The sequence below is a fragment of the Porphyromonadaceae bacterium W3.11 genome, assembly GCA_030434245.1.
GTDB lineage: Bacteria > Bacteroidota > Bacteroidia > Bacteroidales > Porphyromonadaceae > Porphyromonas_A.
Genome location: JAUISX010000002.1, coordinates 190,777 through 209,672 on the forward strand (window position 1 = coordinate 190,777; position 18,896 = coordinate 209,672).

Here is an 18,896-nt window from a genome sequence, read left to right on the forward strand (position 1 = left end):
TAGATGAGATGAATAACAAAGGTTATTTAATTCTTGTAACTAAATCATTAACTCTCCTGTCATCCTTACTTCTCTATTTGCTCACTTGTCTTGGGTGTAATCACCCTACTCCGTCATCGGAAAAGCGACAAGACAAGCTGGACGAGGAGCAATTAGAGGGGTATGGAAACAGGAGGTTTTTGGTTTTTGACAAAGGCTCAGTAGCCACAGATCAAGGCTATTACTATGAAGACGCCTCTGTGGGTCCTCGTATTTATCTATTCGACAAAGATAATAACCTCCAACAAGAGGTGCTCTACGAGCCCAATCAGTATGTACAGTGGGGATACACCAGTTTCTTGCATCGGCTCCCTAATGAGGAGCGACTCCTGCTCTGCAGTAGCATGGTACGGGTCAATACAAGACACAATACCAATCTCCCTGGATTCAACCCCTATGGACGGGTGAGTGTTATTTCAAGTAGCACTTTTGAGTTGATTAAGCAGAAGGATTTCAATGCCTATTCTACTGAGGCACAATCATTCCCGGATGACATCTTTGCGTTTGATGAAAATAGCATCTATCTATCCTATAGGCGATTGAAGAAAACCTATAGAGTGGATTTAGCGAAAGACCCAGACAAAAAGATAGAAGTTGAAGCTCTGAATGGCAGGGAAATTCACGAATCCTTCATATACAATGGAAAGATGTATGCTTTCGACTTCATGGACTTAGATGCTGGCTCGGTGCTGGTGGAGTTCAATCCGAAGAATTCATCTTGCCACACCAAACAATTTCCAAATGCTATTTGGTTGGTGGATAGAGCCGATGACCTATTGTACCTCTCCTTTAGTGACGGTAGCCTAGGGGTCTACTCTATTACCGAGCGTGCTTATGTGATTGACCCACTGAAGCTGGAAACGAAGGTGGGGAAAGTACATGGGATGGCTTATGACAGGAAGGAGAAACAACTTTATCTTGCGTTTAACCATACTTTAGTAAGACCTTTTATCTTCAAGATAGATATTACCTCACTGACTGAGGATGAACTAAGTGGTAAGACTCGTATTGCTCCAGTAAAATTTGCCAAAATGGATATGTTGACCTCCGACCCCTCCTCTGGAAGAGCTCGCCTAATTGTAGACAAGTACCAACACAAGCTATTTACCTTCTACTACCACAGTGACAAGCAAATCTTAGGTGGTCATGTGAACATCTACGACTTAGACACTCCGATGACTGAAGGTCTGCAACAACATCAAAAACAACACCGTATAGGCTGGAATATGTGGACTCTAACCTCCGCGTACTTCATCCCTTGCAATTAATAATCCTAAGGAATATAAATGTTTGGAACGATGGAGATGATGAAAAAAAGTTTGCGGTGGTTGCTCCTCTGTCTGCTTGCACTAATGTTTGCTTACTGCTCTCCTTCTAAGCCACAGGAAGAGGTGGAGGATGGAATATTACTACACTATCCCAACACCATCATATCTAACACTGGAAGAGTAGAGCTATCAAAAGATATTCGGGTGATTGCTACTGGAGCATTCAGAGACTGCGATCGTCTGAAGGAGCTCTCCTTACAAGGTATAGAGCAGATAAAGAATGGTGCATTTGATGGGTGTGGACAATTGAAAAAGGTAGTCCTTCAGACTCCCCACTTACCCAAAGTGGATGCCATGGCATTCAGGGGCACACCCGATGACAAAGAACTCATAATACCCACCACGATAGAGGAGGTTCTCCTCGCTTGGGCAAAGCGGTGTGGCTTCGAAGCCATCAATGGTCAGAGTATAACTGGATTTGTGATAACATCTAAAGGCAAATTACTCGCCTACCCCTTGACTAAGGTCAATGGTGGAGAAGTGGTTCTGGACGATGCTGTCGTGGCAATCGCCGAAGGGGTCTTTGATGGGTACACTGAGTTGAAGAGCATCAAGGGGAATCGGGTGAAAACTATTGGAGCACGTGCTTTTGCAAAGACGCCGCACTTGACTACGATAGATTTTCCGGCTGCTGAAACTATTGGTGACAATGCTTTTCTTGGAGCTACATCACTAAGTAAAGTAGCGCTTCCCAAGGTAGAAAAGGTGGGTAACTTCTCCTTTTCTGCATGCACCACCCTTAAGGAGGTAACTCTCCCTCAAATAAAAGCTATTGGCAATGGAGCCTTTGCTGGTTGTGCAGCACTTCAATCACTAGAGATAGGTGCCGAGCTACCCGTAGTAGGAGCAGAATCTCCCTTTCAGGATACGAAAGAAGACAAAAACCTACTCACTCCTTCGGGTGTGGATATTGATAGCTTTGAAAACTGGGCTGTCGAGAATGGCTTTAGTAGCATCAATGGAGAGCTAATTGAAGATGTGGTGCCACCGCCAGAGGGACTTGCAGCAGAAGGTCGAAAAATCATAGGAGTTACCGATATAGCAAAAGGATACGCATGGAAGGTTGTCATCCCCGAGTACTTCAATGAGATTGGTGACAAAGCCTTTGCGAATGCTGCGGGAACCGACTTCTCCAGCATCACTGCCAATGGCGTAGTAAAGGTGGGAGAACGTGCCTTTTACGCAGCCCCCAACCTATATAGGGTAGAAATGGCGAAACTAAAGTTCATTGGTCCTTATGCCTTTGCAGAGTGTAGATCGATGCTCTCCGAGATGAAGCGGACTCCCTCAATTGAGGTAATAGGCGAAAGAGCCTTCTACTACTGTAGGATGCTCTCCTTAGTCTCAGCACCACACCTCAAAGAGATTGGGGATAAAGCTTTTGAGAAGTGCGTACGAATGGAGGAGTGGGGCATACTCCATGTGGGTGCCGAGCCACCTCTCCTGAAGGGCGAATTGGGCATCAAGAAAATCGCCGTATTAGTTGTCCCCCAAGGTGCTAAACCCACTTACGAAAAATGGAAGCACAGGGATAAGTTTGGGAAAATATTAGAAATAGGCGAACCAGGAACCGAAGATATAGAAGAGATTATATAATCATTTTTAATTTAGAAGTATGAAAAGAAATTATTTTGTCTTATTATTAATTCTATTGTCTGTATCGCTTTTTACAGCGTGTACAAACTTAGACGATATTTACAGTCGCCTCGATGACCACGATAAGCGACTCAAAACATTGGAGGCACTCTCGAACAATGTAAATAAGGAAGTGCAAAATCTAAAGACCTTGATAGAGTCATCCAGCATCAAATCCTACAAAGCACTACCTGATGGAAGCGGATATGAGCTGGTGATGGGCGGTGGAAAAACTATTACCCTTAAGAATGGCACAAAACCCACAGTAGGGGTAAAAAAGGATGAGGATGGTAAGCTATACTGGACCATTGATGACGACTGGCTTCGGGATGCTGATAATCAGAAGGTAAGAGCCGAAGGAGAGGATGGAGCGGAGACTGCTACACCTCAGTTTAGAGTGGATGCTGATGGCTACTGGGAGGTGAGCATGGATGGTGGCAAGCTATGGCAATCCATCATGGGCGCTGATGGCAAGCCTGTGAAAGCAGTCGGGCAAGATGGTACTGCAGACTTAGACATCACCGAAAAGGATGGTGTGGTTATCATCCAGTACAATGGGCAAACCTTCAAGCTCCCTATCAATGCTGCAGAGGCTCCTGACACACCTAATCATCCAAGATTACCTTTGGAGAACGTAGCAGAATTCAACGTCAACACTGAGGGAAATGGATTTACTACCTCTCACGAGTATGACAAGTGTGGTTTCTTTAGCTTTGAAGAGGCGGTAGAAAAGTTTAAGACAGTAGAAATCGATGGGAAGACCTATCACATGCCATCCAAGGAAGAGTGGCTCGCCGTGGTACCTGTAGAAGAGTGTATCTATTTTGATTGGGATAAAGGTGGGGAGATTGACTATGACCTCCCTGAGACTGTAATGGTAAATGGCAAGACTATTGAGTCTACCAATGATTACAAAACTACAAAACATAATAAAACTTATGCACTCCGCTACAAAGGAACAGACTTGATGTCTGCTTGGCTATATGAATACACCGAATATGATAGTTTAAGGGTGCTTAAAATAACCGCCTGCTACGTTGGTGACCAGCCAGATATCAAGCTTGCTGACATTACAAAAACAGCCTTCTGGGAGGGAGCTAAGGGCAAGGTTGTACGTGTTCTCCCTGCTGCAGGTAAGATACACAAGGAATGGGGTTCCAGTTTTTCGGGGTCAAGTGGAGAGTACCTTTCTTCTACTGCAAATGGATCTGATCAAGTATATTGCATGGTTTTTGACTATGCTAGAGCTTACGTAAATGGTGATAATTACACAGACCAACTCTCAAGGCCTGTAAGACTATTTGAGTCTGCTAATTAATAATCATTTCTTCAAGCCAGCATATTATTAGGATGTGGTAAGTATGCCCCTTGAGAGTGCTATTGACAACTCTCAAGGGGCTTTTATTTGTTATCACGATACTGTCCCCAAAAAGTGTGTAAGTCCCAAGAATGTTATCTTTGAAAAGTTAAAAACAAAAGATAAACAAGAAGATGAGACTTACACAAATGCAATTTAAGGAAATTCTATCAAACGTGATGACAGAGCCAAATGGAGTTGGCCGTTTAATGGAGTTAATCATCGAAATAGCGATGCAAGGGGAGAGGGAACTGTATAAAGAAGATAGTGGCGATGTGAGCAATGGATACCGCTCCCGTCGCATCTTTGCGAGTGGTAATATGCTAGAATTACGAGTACCCCGAACTCGACAGCAGGGCTTCATGCCCTTGATTTTAGGCGTTCTCAAAGATCAAGAGAAAGAGATGGGAGAACTAGCAGGTTATCTATATAGCTGCGGTAATACGATGGAGGATATCTCTGGAGTATTCGAGCGTTTGTATGGTAAACGTTATAGTACGAGTCAAATCAATCGTCTCTCCTTATCGACCCAAGAAGCAGTAGAAGAGTGGCGTCAAAGACGTCTACCGAGGACTTTAGAGGCACTTGTTATCGATGCTACATATCTTCCTGTACGGAGAGGAGAAAGTGTGAGCAAGGAGGCATTTTTTGTAGTGATGAGTTTAGATAGCGAAGGACGTCGAGACATCGTGGGTGTCTATAATAATCCAACAGAGGGAAGCGGCATCTGGGGCGAGTTTTTTGAGGATCTAAAAAGCCGAGGACTCGAAGAGGTAGGACTAATCATTTCAGACGGGTTGAATAACATTGAAGAGGTTGCACGTGAGCACTTTACAGAAGTGGAAGTCCAGCTCTGCACGGTGCATCTACAGCGAGAAATAACTCGAAAGATACGCCCTCGAGATAAGTCAGCCATCGCAAGTGATCTACAGGAGGTCTTTAGTAAAGACGGCTCAAGAAGCTCACCTTTAGATGGCCTAGAGAGCTTTAAAAACTTTGCGTTCAGATGGCGTAAGAGCTATCCTTTTCTCACAAAAATAGCTAACGGTCAGAGGATAGAGTATTACTTCACATACCTAAAATACGACGTCAGTGTTCGCAAGTACATTCATAGTACTAACTGGATAGAACGCTTCAATAGACAGGTAAAGAAAGGGGCTCGATATAAATGTGCATTACCTAGCGTAGAATCCGCTCTACACTTGATAGGTAGTATTGCAATCAATGCAAACTATCTGAAGAAAAGAATAGGAGATCTAACTCTTGGACTTAGGAAGAACAATGAAAAGTAAATAACAACAATGTGCTTTATTTTCCAACACAAAGATATCAACCTAAAAGAATACGGCAAGGCGGTGTCTCCGCGGTGCTACGACAGCCTTGCCTTAATTCTTTATTGGTCTATCTTTAATGTTTATGGAAAACAAAGCGAAAAAATATGTAGGTTTGCTTTTCAGAGACGCATTCTGCCGTACACACTTTTGGGGACACTACCTGTTTTGCGGACTGCACTCGGCGGAAAGGTCTATTGTTTTCCTTCTCTTTTTCCTTTATTTAGAGCTTTTGTTTACTCAATTTGAGTGGTGTTTTTCATTTGATTGCACAGGGTGCACGTTTCAACCCGAATGCCGAAAGTAACGAAGCACTTCCCATCTGCCACGTCTCAGCAAATATTTTTTTATTAGTCAACGATTTCTTGTTCATTAGTCAAGAAATGTTTTTTGATTAGAGCAAAATTCATTCTACTCCTATCCTAAAGAGTTTACATTAAACTTACGTTATTGTAAACAAAGCAGACTGTCATTCTGCAAAAGTCTCTATAATTGATTAGTGCATTTTATTCTTAAGGACGACCATAATTTCGTATGAAAAAATGTTGTGTGAAACATTCATCTTAGTTGCAGATGACCGCGAGGCGAATCGCTCGGAAGAAGAGAAAGAAGCAGAGCTGAAGTACATGTCGCCAGTAGCAAGTCTACAAGACAAGACGAAGCCCAATGGCTATACAGAATATTTGGTGTAATTCAAACAGGTATAAGCATGAAAGCTCGGAGCCACTTGTGCAGTGGTGTGAGAGAAAAGCAAATACAAAGGAAGCAAACACAATCAGAGGTGTTGTGTTTGCTTCCTTCTTGTTTTTACTCTTTGTTCTTGTTTCGAATATTACTAGATAGCAATATTTGAAAGCTCTATGTAAGCGATTGAATTATTTTAGATTACTCACAGCCTCTTTGATACGGCGAAGAGCTTCTACGATGTTCTCATCGCTAGTAGCATAGCTCATACGGAAGCACTCAGGAGAACCAAATGCATCACCACCTACAGTAGCCACGTGTGCCTTATCTAATAGATATAGAGCAAAGTCAGTACTGTTATTGATAGTAGTAGTACCATCAGACTTTCCGAAGAATGAACTACATTTTGGGAATAGGTAGAAGGCACCTTGTGGTACATTGACCTCAAAGCCCTCAATTTCCTTAGCTAGCTTCACGATAAGGTCACGACGACGCTCGAAAGCTACACGCATCTCTGCTACGCTATCCTGTGGTCCTTCAAAAGCCTCTACAGCAGCTACCTGACTGATAGAGCATGGTCCTGAAGTGTATTGTCCCTGAAGCTTATTACAGCCCTTAACTAGGTATTCAGGAGCAGCCATGAAGCCAATTCTCCATCCTGTCATCGCATAAGCCTTAGAGACTCCATTGATGATGATGGTACGGTCACGCATACCTTCTGTCTTTGCTATAGAAGCGTGTGATCCAGTATAGTTAATATGCTCATAGATTTCGTCAGCGATAACCAACATATTAGGATGACGCTTAATCACCTCAGCAAGAGCATCAAGTTCATCCTGAGTATATACCGAACCAGTAGGGTTACTTGGAGAACAAAGGATAATAGCTCGTGTCTTAGGTGTAATAGCCTTCTCTAACTGGTCTGGAGTAATCTTAAACTCAGCTTCCAACTTAGCTTCAATGAATACAGGAGTACCACCAGCTAGGAGTACCATTTGTGGGTAGCTAACCCAATATGGAGCAGGTACAATGACTTCATCACCGTCATTTACAACGGCCATAACCGCATTACATACACTTTGCTTAGCACCATTAGAGACGATAATCTCTGAAGCCTTGTAATCAAGACCATTATCTCTCTTTAGTTTCTTTACGATAGCGTCTTTAAGGTTAGCATATCCAGGAACTGGAGAGTATGTTGTAATGTTATCATCTATAGCTTTCTTACCTGCATCCTTAATGTTCTGAGGAGTTGGGAAATCTGGCTCTCCCACAGATAGGTTGATAATATCTACTCCTTGAGCCTTAAGTTCAGAGCTCTTTTGCGACATAGCTAGAGTCGCAGATGGTTGTAACCGATTGATACGGTCTGCTAATTTTTCCATTCTTTATATACCTTTAATAGTTAATACATCTGGCACTTATTGACCAACTTATTACGCCCCTAATATAGCTATTTATTTCTATATAATATGTAAGATATAAGCCATGAATTTCAATATAACAATGTTCTTATTACCTAAATGTAATTTGAGAGTCATTCATCTTAGTCATGATTATAAAGGTCTTTTATAAAGAGGGACTAAAATGGACCTAGATAGCTCATAAATTAGAGGAGTTAAGGAGGTGTTAATATAGTGTTGAAATGATGTGTATAAATAGTTAATAACTTTAGCTTAAATAATTTGGTATACTCAAACTAATTGATACTAATTTTTACTTCGACATTTCCAAATATTTAGGGTGTGAGTTATGAAAAACTTATGCACGGTATATCAACAATAAAATAGTTTTACACTAACTCTATTTTAGTTATCCACATGGGGTATAATAGTTATCAACAATACTATATATAGTCTATTATCTTGGTGTTGATATAGTGTGCATGGAACATTTTATAACTTTTCTATTATCGTCGTAACTTAAGGTTATGAAAAGTCTTTTCAACAGTATCAACACACATAACTATCTCTATCTATTTTGGGTTTATGAGCTTATGTACATACTATCTACCCCTTTTCAACTCATAAATATAATAAAAGATGATAGAGAGTGTGGATAACTTTTTTTAGAGCTTAATTGAAGCACAAATATCGAGAAGAGAGGGGATGGGGTTTGTTGGTAATTTGGAATAGAAAGTAAATGATGTTCGTGCCTGTATCTTTATGTTTCTATTAATAGGATAGCGTAAGGCAGCTGTAGTACGAACACCTCTTCCTCTAAGCATAGGGGCATAGTATCGGCAGGTCATACTGGGATTATCAGAGCGAATTATTCCGTCTGTAAGTGTAAAGTACTGAACTCCTAGCTCTGCTTTTAGATCGTGTGAATTTTCATATAAGAGTCGTGTAAATATGCCCCAATCTACTTTATTCTTATTACTATATATAAGGTTGGTACCACCTTTCAATCTCAATTTTGAGGTAAGTGGTTGGTGAATATTAATTTTGAAGGTAGTTCTAGGTAATTGATGGGGTAGGTTAATCCACCTAAGTCTGCTGAGTAGCTGAGTATTATTAAATGAGTAATGGGTTTTGGCTGTAAGGACATATCCTGGTGAATTCTCTTTCCCTCCTATGCTCTTTATCTTTTGGAATACATCGAGGTAGAGTGAGCCACTCCACCAGTAGCCCAATTCGCCCTTCCACATTAATTTGATTCCTTTTTCATTTTGATGAGATGAGTAGTGACTGTCAGGATAACCATATATGGTGTAGTAATTGGGAGCTAGATACCTCCCAATGATGCTGAGGGTCCCTATCTGTTCATTATAGTAGCTGGCTCCAACTATTGAAGCTATCCTATCTGATGGTTTGAGGAGGCTCTCCCCATATACCTTGAAATGGCTTGATAGGTATTGAAAGTAGAGTGAAGTGTTATGCAGTTCTGCATCATGAGGGGGATGTAAAGTATAGCGAGAGTGGTCGAAGTATCTCTGAAGAAGAGAAGTTAATCCTATCTGTAAGAGCTCTGTCTGAAAGGATATATTAGTTCCTAGAGTTCTTATAAATGCAGTGTTTCTGTATTTACGTTCACTTTTGCTTCGGTGCATTCCACCACTGTAGGTAGTAATGACCCTACCCTTTCTGATGCGTGCATCAATATTCTCGATGCCATAGAATACATGAACATTGAATAAATTATTGATGTCTGTGCCTATCGCAGCCCCTCTTAAGTAGTTATATTAACGAAAAGAAATGTGTGGACGAATTATTTTATTACTAATAGATGAAGTGGTAGAGGACGTTTCGGCATTAGAAAAGTAGCTGAGGCTTTGCCCCATAAGTATGCCTACTCCTGTAGTGACTTTATAATCCCCAAGAGTAATTTGTAATCCATTATTATTTTGGTTTTGATAACTAAATGAAATATGATCTACCCCACCCTTTCTGATGGGTAGCCAAGGCTCACCTCTATCCTTTCCCAATACCAAACCCCACCTATGTCTAGCATCTATCTTTCCCTCATACTTAAGTCCTATCCCTATATTTTTATATGGAGTATCGTATTGAGGAAGTAAAATCTCAGATCCTACATATAGATCTTGGTGTACTCCATCATTATCGGAATAGGTATGATCAACAATCAAAAGGGGCTCTATAATACGAAGTTTATTTATAGGAGCACCTTGAACATTCTTCAGTTCGTAGATTGAATTAATTTTTCCGACCCTCGAGCGGTATAAGAGTAAGTTTCTAACGAAAAAATCATCAAAGAAAGGAATGCGAGTAAGTTCTTCGGATGTAGCCTCATTCAGATTTATTGGATGATTTATAAGGTACTCCAATTGCTCAGCTATGATCTCTAAATCTTCCTCTTCCTCAATTTCGTCTAATATGGCGGTAATATCTTTTGTTTCTTGGGCAAAAGCACTTGTTCCAAGAAACAAAAGTATCAGGAATATAGACCATAACCGATGCATAACCCATTAATGAGCCTCCAACCAATTATCTCCGATTCCTATATCTACAGTTAGAGGGACTAGAAGATCAGGACAAACATTTTCCATCTCATCTCGGACTAAAACCTTTACTATCTCTAGTTCTTCTGTAGGTACTGAAAAATTGAGTTCGTCATGCACCTGTAAGATCATCTTCGTTTTCAGACCTTCCTTTTTTAATCTTCTTTGGATATTAACCATTGCCATCTTAATGATGTCGGCGGCGGATCCTTGTAATGGAGCATTGATAGCATTACGTTCAGCATAGCCCCTAACTACTGAATTTTGACTATTGATGTCCTTGAGGTATCTACGACGGCCCATGATGGTATCTACATATCCCATCTTTTTAGCCTCTTCTTTTATATTTTCCATATACTCCTTAACGCCAGGAAAACCTTCAAAATAGCCTTTAATAAGGTCATTCGCCTCTCCTCTTGGGATCGTTAAGCGATTAGCCAGTCCAAAGGCAGAGATGCCATAGATGATACCAAAATTAGCCGTTTTTGCTCTACGACGGAGTTCTGAGGTTACTTCGTCTTCTGAGATATGGTATATTTTGGCAGCGGTAGAGGTATGTATATCTTTTCCCGAATTAAAGGCCTCTATCATGTGAGGATCTTTGGAGAAGTGAGCCATTAATCTCAATTCAATTTGAGAATAATCTGCTGATAGGTATATGTCCCCAGGTACCAGTGCAGTAAATGCTTTTCGAATTTGTTTACCATCCTCATCCCGTACAGGTATATTTTGTAGGTTAGGATCGGTACTTGAGAGCCTACCAGTGGCTGTTATGGTCTGGTTATAGGTAGTATGAATCCTCCCAGTCTGAGGATTAATCAGTGTAGGAAGAGGTTCTATATAAGTATTGACCAGCTTGCGGATACCTCTGTAACGTAAAATCATATTGACCACAGGATGGCGGTCAGCAATCTTTTGTAGTTCTTCTTCATTGGTACTGAACTGCCCCGTCTTCGTTTTCTTAGGCTTTTCGGATAGCTGTAAGTGCTCGAATAGGATATCACCTACCTCTTTTGGAGAGTTGATATTGAAAGGGATCCCACCAACCACTTCGTGTATCTTTTTTTCTAATGAGATTAATTCTGCATTGAGTTCTTCAGTGGCATCATTAAGTGTTTTGGCATTTAGCTTAACGCCCACCTGTTCCATCTCTAATAACACCTCCATAAGGGGCATTTCTAGGTTGTAGAAGAGGTTATCCAGCCCGTCTTCCTCTAGGATAGGTCGTAGTTTATGGTAAAGCTGTAGAGTGATGTCCGCATCTTCACAAGCATACGGAGAAACCTCCTCAGGTGGTACCTGTCGCATGCTTAATTGCTTTTTACCCTTCGAGCCAATTAATTCAGTGATGGGGACCGTCTTATAATTAAGATAACTTTCTGCCATCGCATCCATTCCGTGGCGTAGTTCAGGATTGATGAGGTAATGTGCTATCATCGTATCCCAGAATGGACCGACCGCTTTTATACCAAATCGGGAGATAACTTTGAGATCAAACTTAACATTCTGACCAATCTTCAGGATAGATCCATCAGCAAAGAGCTTCCTAAAAGGGGCCAATTGCTGTGTTGCCTCCATAGGTAGTTCTGAAAGAGGAATGTACCAAGCTAAGTTCTTATCTGTCGAAAAGGATATCCCTACGATGCCACAGCTCATAGCATCTAATGAGTCTGTCTCCGTATCGAATGCAAAATATGATACTTTCTCCAATTCCTTCGCTAAGTCTTCTATTTCTTCGGAAGTCGTTAGTAAATGGTATTTCTTAGGGATATTATCAAGTGAATCATAACTACTTTCTAATGCTGTAGTCTCCTCATCTGTGGTTTCAAATGTTTGATCAAAGAGAGACATAGGTCCTTTAGGAGCCTCATTTGTCTCTGTAGGCACTAACTTACTTAACTTGCTTCTAAATTCCAGTTCCTCGTATAGATCTACAAGTTTTTGGTAGTCCATGGGTTTCTTCTCCATCTCATTGACATCAAAGTCCATGGGTACATTTTTCTCAATTACCACTAACTCTCTAGAGAGCTTTAGCTGTTCTTTGCCCGCAATTAGATTTTCCTTTTGTTTCCCCTTGATATGATCTATATTTTCATAGATACCCTCAATATTATTATACTTATTCAGTAGCTTCGATGCTGTTTTTGGACCGATGTTAGCTACCCCTGGTACATTATCAGCAGTATCTCCTACCAATGCGAGGAAGTCAATAACTTGCTCCGCACTAGTTAATTCATGCTTCTCTGCCACCTCCTTAGGGCCAAGCTCATTGAAGATCGCCCCCTTTTCAGGTCGTAGGATATGGATTTGGTCTGTGACGAGTTGGCCATAATCCTTATCCGGAGTGATCATATATACGTTTGCTTTAGAGTCTTCATTAGCAATTTTATGAGCTATAGTCCCGATGACATCATCTGCTTCATAACCTGGTACTTCATATATCTTGACCCCGTAAGCCTCTATGATTTTCTTGATGTATGGAATCCCAAAACTTATCGGTTCGGGTGTCTTTTCTCTCTGAGCCTTATAATCTTCGAACATCTTATCCCTAAAGGAGCCACCAGGGGGGTCAAAGACGACCGCTACCTTGTTATCTCCAGCTCTCCTCACTATCTCCTCAAAGGTATTGAGAAAGCCGAATATGGCGGTAGTATCTTGTTTTTTAGAATTAATCCTAGGTGTACGTATAAGGGCGTAATAACCGCGGTATATTAGTGCGTAAGCATCTAGAAGATATATCTTTTGGCTCATAATTTGGTTTTTCAAAAAAAGGTACTTCGATAGAAGAGTTTTCTCTCCTATCAGAGTACCTACAGTCTGTTATATTAGATGGATATAATCACTTTGCTTTAGCTTGGTTAGCTACAGCATCCATCAGTTTTTTGATTTCCTCAGGATCACCGATGAAGTAGTCCTTAACCAACTTCATACCATCCTTTTCATCGAATTCAAAAACATAAGGGATACCCGTAGGAATATTAAGAGATACGATATCATCGTCAGAGATACCCTTCAGTTCCTTCACGATAGCACGCAGGCTATTACCGTGAGCTGCTACAATGACATCATCGTGTTCCTTAAGACTTGGGAAAATGTTATTCTCCCAGTATGGAAGGAGTCGTTCGATAGTTTCTTTGAGGCTCTCAGTAAGTGGTAATTGAGATTTATCAATACCCGCATATCTTACATCCATATATGGAGAACGCTCATCATCTTCCTCAAGAGCTGCTGGTGGTACGTCGAAGCTTCTTCTCCAGACAAGTACCTGCTCGTCACCATACTTCTTAGCCGTCTCTGCTTTATTTAGTCCTTGAAGAGTACCATAATGCTTCTCGTTCAATCTCCAATCTTTCTCTACAGGAATCCAATCCAAATCCATCTGATCTAGGACGAGATTAAGGGTCTTAATGGCACGCTTCAGATAGCTAGTATATGCTTTTGTGAAGTGAAACCCTTCTTTCTTAAGTTGCTGACCTGCTTTGATGGCTTCGTTTTTGCCTTGTTCTGTTAAATCCACATCAGTCCAGCCTGTAAATCTATTCTCTAAATTCCACTGACTCTGACCGTGTCTAATGAGTACCAATCTTTTCATACCTTGTTAATTTTAAATATATATTTTGTCAAAAATCTAATTATTCTCCTATGTCTTTATTTTTTTCTATACCCAATGTAGTCGGCTATCTGTAACATCGCAACTTTATTCTCCCCATCAGGTATAACCTTTGTGAGTATTTCTTTAGCCGCATCAATTTTTTCCTTCATTATCCTTTCGGCATACTCTATTCCCCCTTTTCGTATCGTGAAGTCAATGATATAATTAATCTCTTTGCTTTTTAGATCTCTGTGGCGAAGTAATTTTTTCACTTTCTCCGCCTCACTATCATTGTCACTAAGTGCATAAATTAATGGCAAGGTTACTTTATGCTCCATCACGTCCTGACCCGCAGGCTTCCCAAGATTTTTAGTAGGTAGAAAGTCGAATATATCATCCCTGATCTGAAAAGCTATACCTAGTAATTCGCCAGCTTCTCCGATGCTCTCCTTCGTCTCTTCGTCTTCTACTCCGGATAGAGAAGCCCCAATCTGCATACTTGCTTTGATGAGAGATGAGGTCTTACGCCGTACTATTTTATAGTAATTTTCCTCAGAAAAATTACCCAATTCAGCGACATCCATTTGGAATATCTCCCCTTCTGATAGTAATTTGCCGAGCGATATCAATTGAGTCACAACCTCTTTGTTATTGGTCATCATCGCTTGGATCATCGCAGAGGATAAGACGTAATCACCGATAAGAATGGCCTTACGATTGCCAAATATAGCATTCATAGAGGGCACCCCACGGCGAAGATAACTTTCGTCCACCACATCATCGTGAATAAGTGTAGAGATATGAAACATCTCTATAAATACACTACCATTGATGAGTTGGTCTGTTATTGGGGCAAATGATCCACCCACAAGCATTAATAGTAGGGGACGAATCCTCTTGCCTTCTCCTCTTTTTAGTAAGTCAATAGCTTTCTTTAATGTAGGAGAGACACTATTGAGAGATTCATAAAAAATCTCATCAAAGCGTACCATTCCATCACGGATAGGTTCTGGAACCATTGCCATTAGGGAATCATTTTTACTCATAGCCCTTTATCTCTAATATAGTTAGCTCTTTCAGCATATTTATTATTCATCTTTCCCTCCAGTCAAAAGCCTTTTAATACTATTCAGTTTATTTAATGCTTCTAATGGTGTCAGTCCATTGATGTCTAGTCCAAGAATCTCTTCTCTTACCTCTGATAGCAAAGGGTCATCAAGCTGAAAGAAACTGAGTTGCATCGGTCCTTCTTTCTTTTTCTGTGATGGTTGATTTTCCACCTCTGAAGTTTCTATCCTTACCCTTTGGCTTTCCAACTCACTAAGTATGTTCTCAGCCCTATCTATAATCTCCTTCGGCATACCAGCTAATTTAGCTACGTGGATACCAAAGCTATGTTCACTGCCTCCACGGACCAGTTTTCTTAGGAATATCACTTTCCCGTCACATTCATTAACTGATACGTTATAGTTTTTTACCCTTGGATAGAGCCCTTCCAATTCATTAAGTTCGTGGTAGTGCGTAGCAAAAAGGGTCTTCGCCTTTCCTACAGGATGTTCATGAAGATACTCTACAATAGCTCTAGCGATGGAGATACCATCGTACGTGCTAGTACCACGCCCGAGTTCGTCTATAAGGATCAGACTCTTACCAGTCAAGCCATTTAGGATAGCAGCTGATTCTGTCATCTCTACCATGAAAGTACTCTCTCCTCTCGAGATATTATCCGTAGCCCCTACTCTCGTAAATATTCGATCTACAATGCCTATACGAGCTGATGTTGCAGGTACAAAACTCCCTATCTGAGCTAGGAGGGTGATGAGTGCGGTCTGCCTAAGCAAAGCTGACTTACCACTCATATTTGGTCCTGTGATGACGATGATCTGCTGCTCCTTGGTATCTAAGTAAGTATCGTTAGGTATGTACTGTTCGCCTGGAGGCATCAACTTCTCTATCACTGGGTGACGGCCATCCTTGATATCTATGATATCACTATTATCTACAGTAGGACACTTATAGGAGTAATTCTCTGCTGTTGTAGCAAAGCTAAGCAGAACATCTATCTCCGAAAGCTTCGAGGCATTACTCTGGAGTACCGTGATATAGGTTAGAACAAATGCCATCAACTGCTGGTATAGTTCGTTCTCGAGGACTTGTATCTTCTCCTCAGCCCCTAGTATCTTCTGCTCATATTCCTTAAGTTCAGGAGTGATGTATCGCTCTGCAGAGACGAGTGTCTGCTTCCGAATCCATTCTTCAGGGACTTTGTCCTTATGTGCATTGGTGACCTCGATGTAGTATCCAAAAACATTATTGAATGCTATTTTTAGGCTAGGAATCCCTGTGGCTTCACTTTCTCTATTCCTCAACTGTACGAGGTATTCCTTTCCCCCTCCTACTATTTCACGCAGTTCGTCTAATTTACTATTAACACCCTTAGCAATTACTTTCCCCTTACCCAGTTGGATAGGAGTATCTTCGTCAATGCTCTTCTCAATCTTCTCCGCCAACTCCTCGCATGGGTCTAGGGCTAGCCCTAGCTCTTTCACGTCATTCTCTTCGGCAGAGAGTAGCATTTGCATAATAGGATGAATAGCCCTTAGTCCTAGTGCTACTTGTCTTAGCTCACGAGGATTGATACGATTGACTGCGACCTTACTTGCCAATCGCTCCATATCCCCTACTTCGCTTAGTAACTCTCTGAGGTTTATTCGTAAGTCTTTTTGTGCCAGAAAAGTCTTTACAGCAGATTGACGCTTTTTGATCTCATTGGCATCTAGTAATGGAAAGACCATCCACCGCTTCAATAGTCGACCACCCATAGGGGTGAGTGTATCATCCATGATGTTAATCAGGGTGACACCTTCTTCTGAGAGAGGTTGAAGGATCTCCAGATTACGGAGAGTGAAGCGATCTAGCTGTACATACTTATTCTCCTCTATCTTCCTCAAGGCTGTGATGTGCTTTATCTCAGAGTGGTGGGTCGCTTCCAGATAATAAAGGATAGCCCCAGCGGAGATAATGGAGAGAGGATTTCGGTCTATACCAAAGCCCTTAAGATGATGTACCTCAAAATGCTTAATCAGTCGTTCCTTACCATAATCCTCAGTGAAGACCCAGTCCTCTAGGGGAAAGAGATTTAGCTTATCACCAAAACGCTGCTGTATCTCTATTTCGGTGCCCCGCTTTATAAGGACCTCTTTTGGCTGAAAGTTAGTGATCAACTTATCTATATCGCTAACCGTTCCTTCGCTTGTCGCAAACTCTCCCGTTGAAAGGTCCAGCAAACTTACACCCGCTTTGCCCCCACCTAATACTATTGCTGCTAGGAAGTTATTAGCATTAGCCTCAAGTACATTGTCATCCATCGTCAGTCCTGGAGTCACCACCTCCGTAACTGCACGCTTCACTAATTTCTTTGTGAGCTTAGGATCTTCTATCTGATCGCAGATAGCCACTCTCTTGCCCTGCCTTACAAGCTTAGGTAGGTAGGTGTCAAGAGCATGGTGAGGAAAGCCTGCAAGTGGTACATTACTAGCCCCTCCATTGGATCTCTTAGTAAGGGTGATGCCCAATAAGTTGGATGCTTTGATAGCATCTTCACCGAATGTCTCGTAAAAGTCCCCTACCCTGAAGAGCAAAATAGCATCAGGGTACGTTTTCTTAAACTTTTTATACTGAGCCATCATTGGCGTTTCTGATACTTTACTAGCCATCCTATACTTATCAATGAATTACGTAAGTCATCCCTAATCCAAAATCAATCCCACTCAACCCCCTTTTGTTTGTACGGCTATAAGAGCGTGACACGGGTGCGTAATTATAGCCACTACTTAGCTGTACTGCGAAGTGATTAGCCGTTAGTAGTGTAGCCCCAATCCCGACTCTACCGACAGCACCAGGAGATACGAAAGGGATGGAGTTACTTCTACTCTTCAATCCTTCTGATAGTCTTATTTCAGAAAGGTAACCGATGGATAAGTTACCATCCAACCATAGTCGTCCACCCCAAAAGCCTTGCATAAAATCGGCTCCAACCATTACAGAATATCCATGAAGATACTCTCTGGGCTGAAGGTCGTTATTACTCGTGTGTATATCTCCTGATAGACGGACACCTAATCGCTTGTATAGCGGGACTCTAGCCATTATACCTATGGTATTACCCAGTCCAGAAGCCTCATATCCAGAGGTCTTTGATAAGAGGGAGTTAAAGCCCTTTTGGACCGTAAGGAAGTATGGCGATTGCCAATCCTCTCTATAATAATCTAGTTCAAAACGTTCTAAGCCCCTACCCCATATCAAGTCATTTATCAAATAACCTACATAAGCTGAAAAAACGCCTACCCCAGCCCCAGTAACTACATCTGTAGCCCAATGCCTATCATTAGCCACACGAGCTATCCCTACACCGCTGGCCAGTGTATATCCGATGGCTGATATCCATGGGTATTCTGCACCATACTCTGCGTCAAGAATAGTAGCAAATGTAAAGGCTGTGGCAGTATGAGCCGAAGGAAAAGCATAATCATCAGAATTATCCTGAGGTCTATGTCGCTTGATTAACTCTTTGCCAGCGAATGCTATCCCTGTAGAAAGTCCTACAGATAGTCCCTGAGCTGAGAGTGCTTCTAAATGACTGTTGCTGCGTCCTTCAATGCCTGCAAGCCTCATTCCCCATACAGCAAGTAGCGGAACGGGTGTCACAAAGTCGTCAAGCCTATTATGGTATGAGGGTATGTATTGCTGGCGGATGCTCCTAACAGCATGGTCTTGCTTTAAATGGACTAGATCAAAAGCTACTATCGGGATCATAACTCCCACAGCTGTTTCTAGTGGAGTTCGATCCACCCACGTGGGTCGCTCTTGAGACCATGTATGGTGACGTAAGCTGTCGGCTTCTTGGGCCTTAGAAGCAGTTGTGAAGAATAGTGTTATAAAAAGTAGAGATATTAGCTTTCGCATATAA

At 41.5% G+C, this 18,896-nt stretch carries 13 protein-coding genes; 5 read left to right on the forward strand and 8 right to left on the reverse strand.

The window, feature by feature from the left end:
* The first annotated feature begins 8 nt into the window (after positions 1-8).
* From QYZ87_03435 to QYZ87_03455, 5 genes are all read left to right on the forward strand, one after another.
* Positions 9-1,307: a hypothetical protein gene (locus QYZ87_03435; protein ID MDN4753582.1), complete on the forward strand. Its 1,299-nt coding sequence runs from the start codon at positions 9-11 to the stop codon at positions 1,305-1,307.
* A 36-nt stretch (positions 1,308-1,343) separates the two neighbouring features.
* Entirely contained in the window at positions 1,344-2,963 is a 1,620-nt protein-coding gene (locus QYZ87_03440) for a leucine-rich repeat domain-containing protein (GenBank protein ID MDN4753583.1), read from the forward strand.
* 19 nt (positions 2,964-2,982) lie between these two features.
* The gene (locus QYZ87_03445) at positions 2,983-4,320 is read left to right on the forward strand and encodes a PL29 family lyase N-terminal domain-containing protein (protein MDN4753584.1); all 1,338 of its coding nucleotides are present in this window, start codon (positions 2,983-2,985) and stop codon (positions 4,318-4,320) included.
* Between the two features lie 188 nt (positions 4,321-4,508).
* On the forward strand, positions 4,509-5,651 hold the full coding sequence (locus QYZ87_03450) for an IS256 family transposase (GenBank protein MDN4753585.1): 1,143 nt from the start codon (positions 4,509-4,511) through the stop codon (positions 5,649-5,651).
* A 581-nt stretch (positions 5,652-6,232) separates the two neighbouring features.
* On the forward strand, positions 6,233-6,382 hold the full coding sequence (locus tag QYZ87_03455) for a hypothetical protein (protein MDN4753586.1): 150 nt from the start codon (positions 6,233-6,235) through the stop codon (positions 6,380-6,382).
* Between the two features lie 183 nt (positions 6,383-6,565).
* Here the strand turns inward: QYZ87_03455 and QYZ87_03460 are convergent, their stop codons facing one another.
* The 8 genes from QYZ87_03460 to QYZ87_03495 form a co-directional block, all read right to left on the reverse strand.
* Positions 6,566-7,759 carry a pyridoxal phosphate-dependent aminotransferase gene (locus QYZ87_03460; GenBank protein MDN4753587.1) on the reverse strand — a complete coding sequence of 398 codons (1,194 nt, stop codon included), beginning with the start codon at positions 7,757-7,759 and terminating at the stop codon, positions 6,566-6,568.
* Between the two features lie 683 nt (positions 7,760-8,442).
* Entirely contained in the window at positions 8,443-9,426 is a 984-nt protein-coding gene (locus QYZ87_03465) for a hypothetical protein (GenBank protein MDN4753588.1), read from the reverse strand.
* 132 nt (positions 9,427-9,558) lie between these two features.
* Positions 9,559-10,296, reverse strand: coding sequence for a helix-hairpin-helix domain-containing protein (locus QYZ87_03470; GenBank protein ID MDN4753589.1), 738 nt, complete (start codon positions 10,294-10,296; stop codon positions 9,559-9,561).
* 6 nt (positions 10,297-10,302) lie between these two features.
* Positions 10,303-13,086, reverse strand: a complete 2,784-nt coding sequence (gene polA / locus QYZ87_03475; protein ID MDN4753590.1) for a DNA polymerase I — start codon at positions 13,084-13,086, stop codon at positions 10,303-10,305.
* Between the two features lie 88 nt (positions 13,087-13,174).
* A complete protein-coding gene (gpmA, locus tag QYZ87_03480; GenBank protein ID MDN4753591.1) occupies positions 13,175-13,927 on the reverse strand; it encodes a 2,3-diphosphoglycerate-dependent phosphoglycerate mutase in 753 nt (250 codons plus the stop codon).
* A gap of 56 nt (positions 13,928-13,983) precedes the next feature.
* Complete coding sequence (locus QYZ87_03485) at positions 13,984-14,973, reverse strand: polyprenyl synthetase family protein (GenBank protein ID MDN4753592.1); 990 nt, start codon at positions 14,971-14,973, stop codon at positions 13,984-13,986.
* Positions 14,974-15,015: 42 nt separating this feature from the next.
* A complete protein-coding gene (gene mutS, locus QYZ87_03490) occupies positions 15,016-17,643 on the reverse strand; it encodes a DNA mismatch repair protein MutS (GenBank protein MDN4753593.1) in 2,628 nt (875 codons plus the stop codon).
* Between the two features lie 10 nt (positions 17,644-17,653).
* Positions 17,654-18,892, reverse strand: a complete 1,239-nt coding sequence (locus QYZ87_03495) for a phosphatase PAP2 family protein (protein MDN4753594.1) — start codon at positions 18,890-18,892, stop codon at positions 17,654-17,656.
* Positions 18,893-18,896 lie beyond the last annotated feature (4 nt).

Coding starts and splice junctions, on each gene's coding strand:
- QYZ87_03435 (MDN4753582.1), top strand. CDS start 9: ATGAATAACAAAGGTTATTTAATTCTTGTAACTAAATCATTAACTCTC.
- QYZ87_03440 (MDN4753583.1), top strand. CDS start 1,344: ATGATGAAAAAAAGTTTGCGGTGGTTGCTCCTCTGTCTGCTTGCACTA.
- QYZ87_03445 (MDN4753584.1), top strand. CDS start 2,983: ATGAAAAGAAATTATTTTGTCTTATTATTAATTCTATTGTCTGTATCG.
- QYZ87_03450 (MDN4753585.1), top strand. CDS start 4,509: ATGCAATTTAAGGAAATTCTATCAAACGTGATGACAGAGCCAAATGGA.
- QYZ87_03455 (MDN4753586.1), top strand. CDS start 6,233: ATGTTGTGTGAAACATTCATCTTAGTTGCAGATGACCGCGAGGCGAAT.
- QYZ87_03460 (MDN4753587.1), bottom strand. CDS start 7,759: ATGGAAAAATTAGCAGACCGTATCAATCGGTTACAACCATCTGCGACT.
- QYZ87_03465 (MDN4753588.1), bottom strand. CDS start 9,426: ATGCACCGAAGCAAAAGTGAACGTAAATACAGAAACACTGCATTTATA.
- QYZ87_03470 (MDN4753589.1), bottom strand. CDS start 10,296: ATGCATCGGTTATGGTCTATATTCCTGATACTTTTGTTTCTTGGAACA.
- polA (MDN4753590.1), bottom strand. CDS start 13,086: ATGAGCCAAAAGATATATCTTCTAGATGCTTACGCACTAATATACCGC.
- gpmA (MDN4753591.1), bottom strand. CDS start 13,927: ATGAAAAGATTGGTACTCATTAGACACGGTCAGAGTCAGTGGAATTTA.
- QYZ87_03485 (MDN4753592.1), bottom strand. CDS start 14,973: ATGAGTAAAAATGATTCCCTAATGGCAATGGTTCCAGAACCTATCCGT.
- mutS (MDN4753593.1), bottom strand. CDS start 17,643: ATGGCTAGTAAAGTATCAGAAACGCCAATGATGGCTCAGTATAAAAAG.
- QYZ87_03495 (MDN4753594.1), bottom strand. CDS start 18,892: ATGCGAAAGCTAATATCTCTACTTTTTATAACACTATTCTTCACAACT.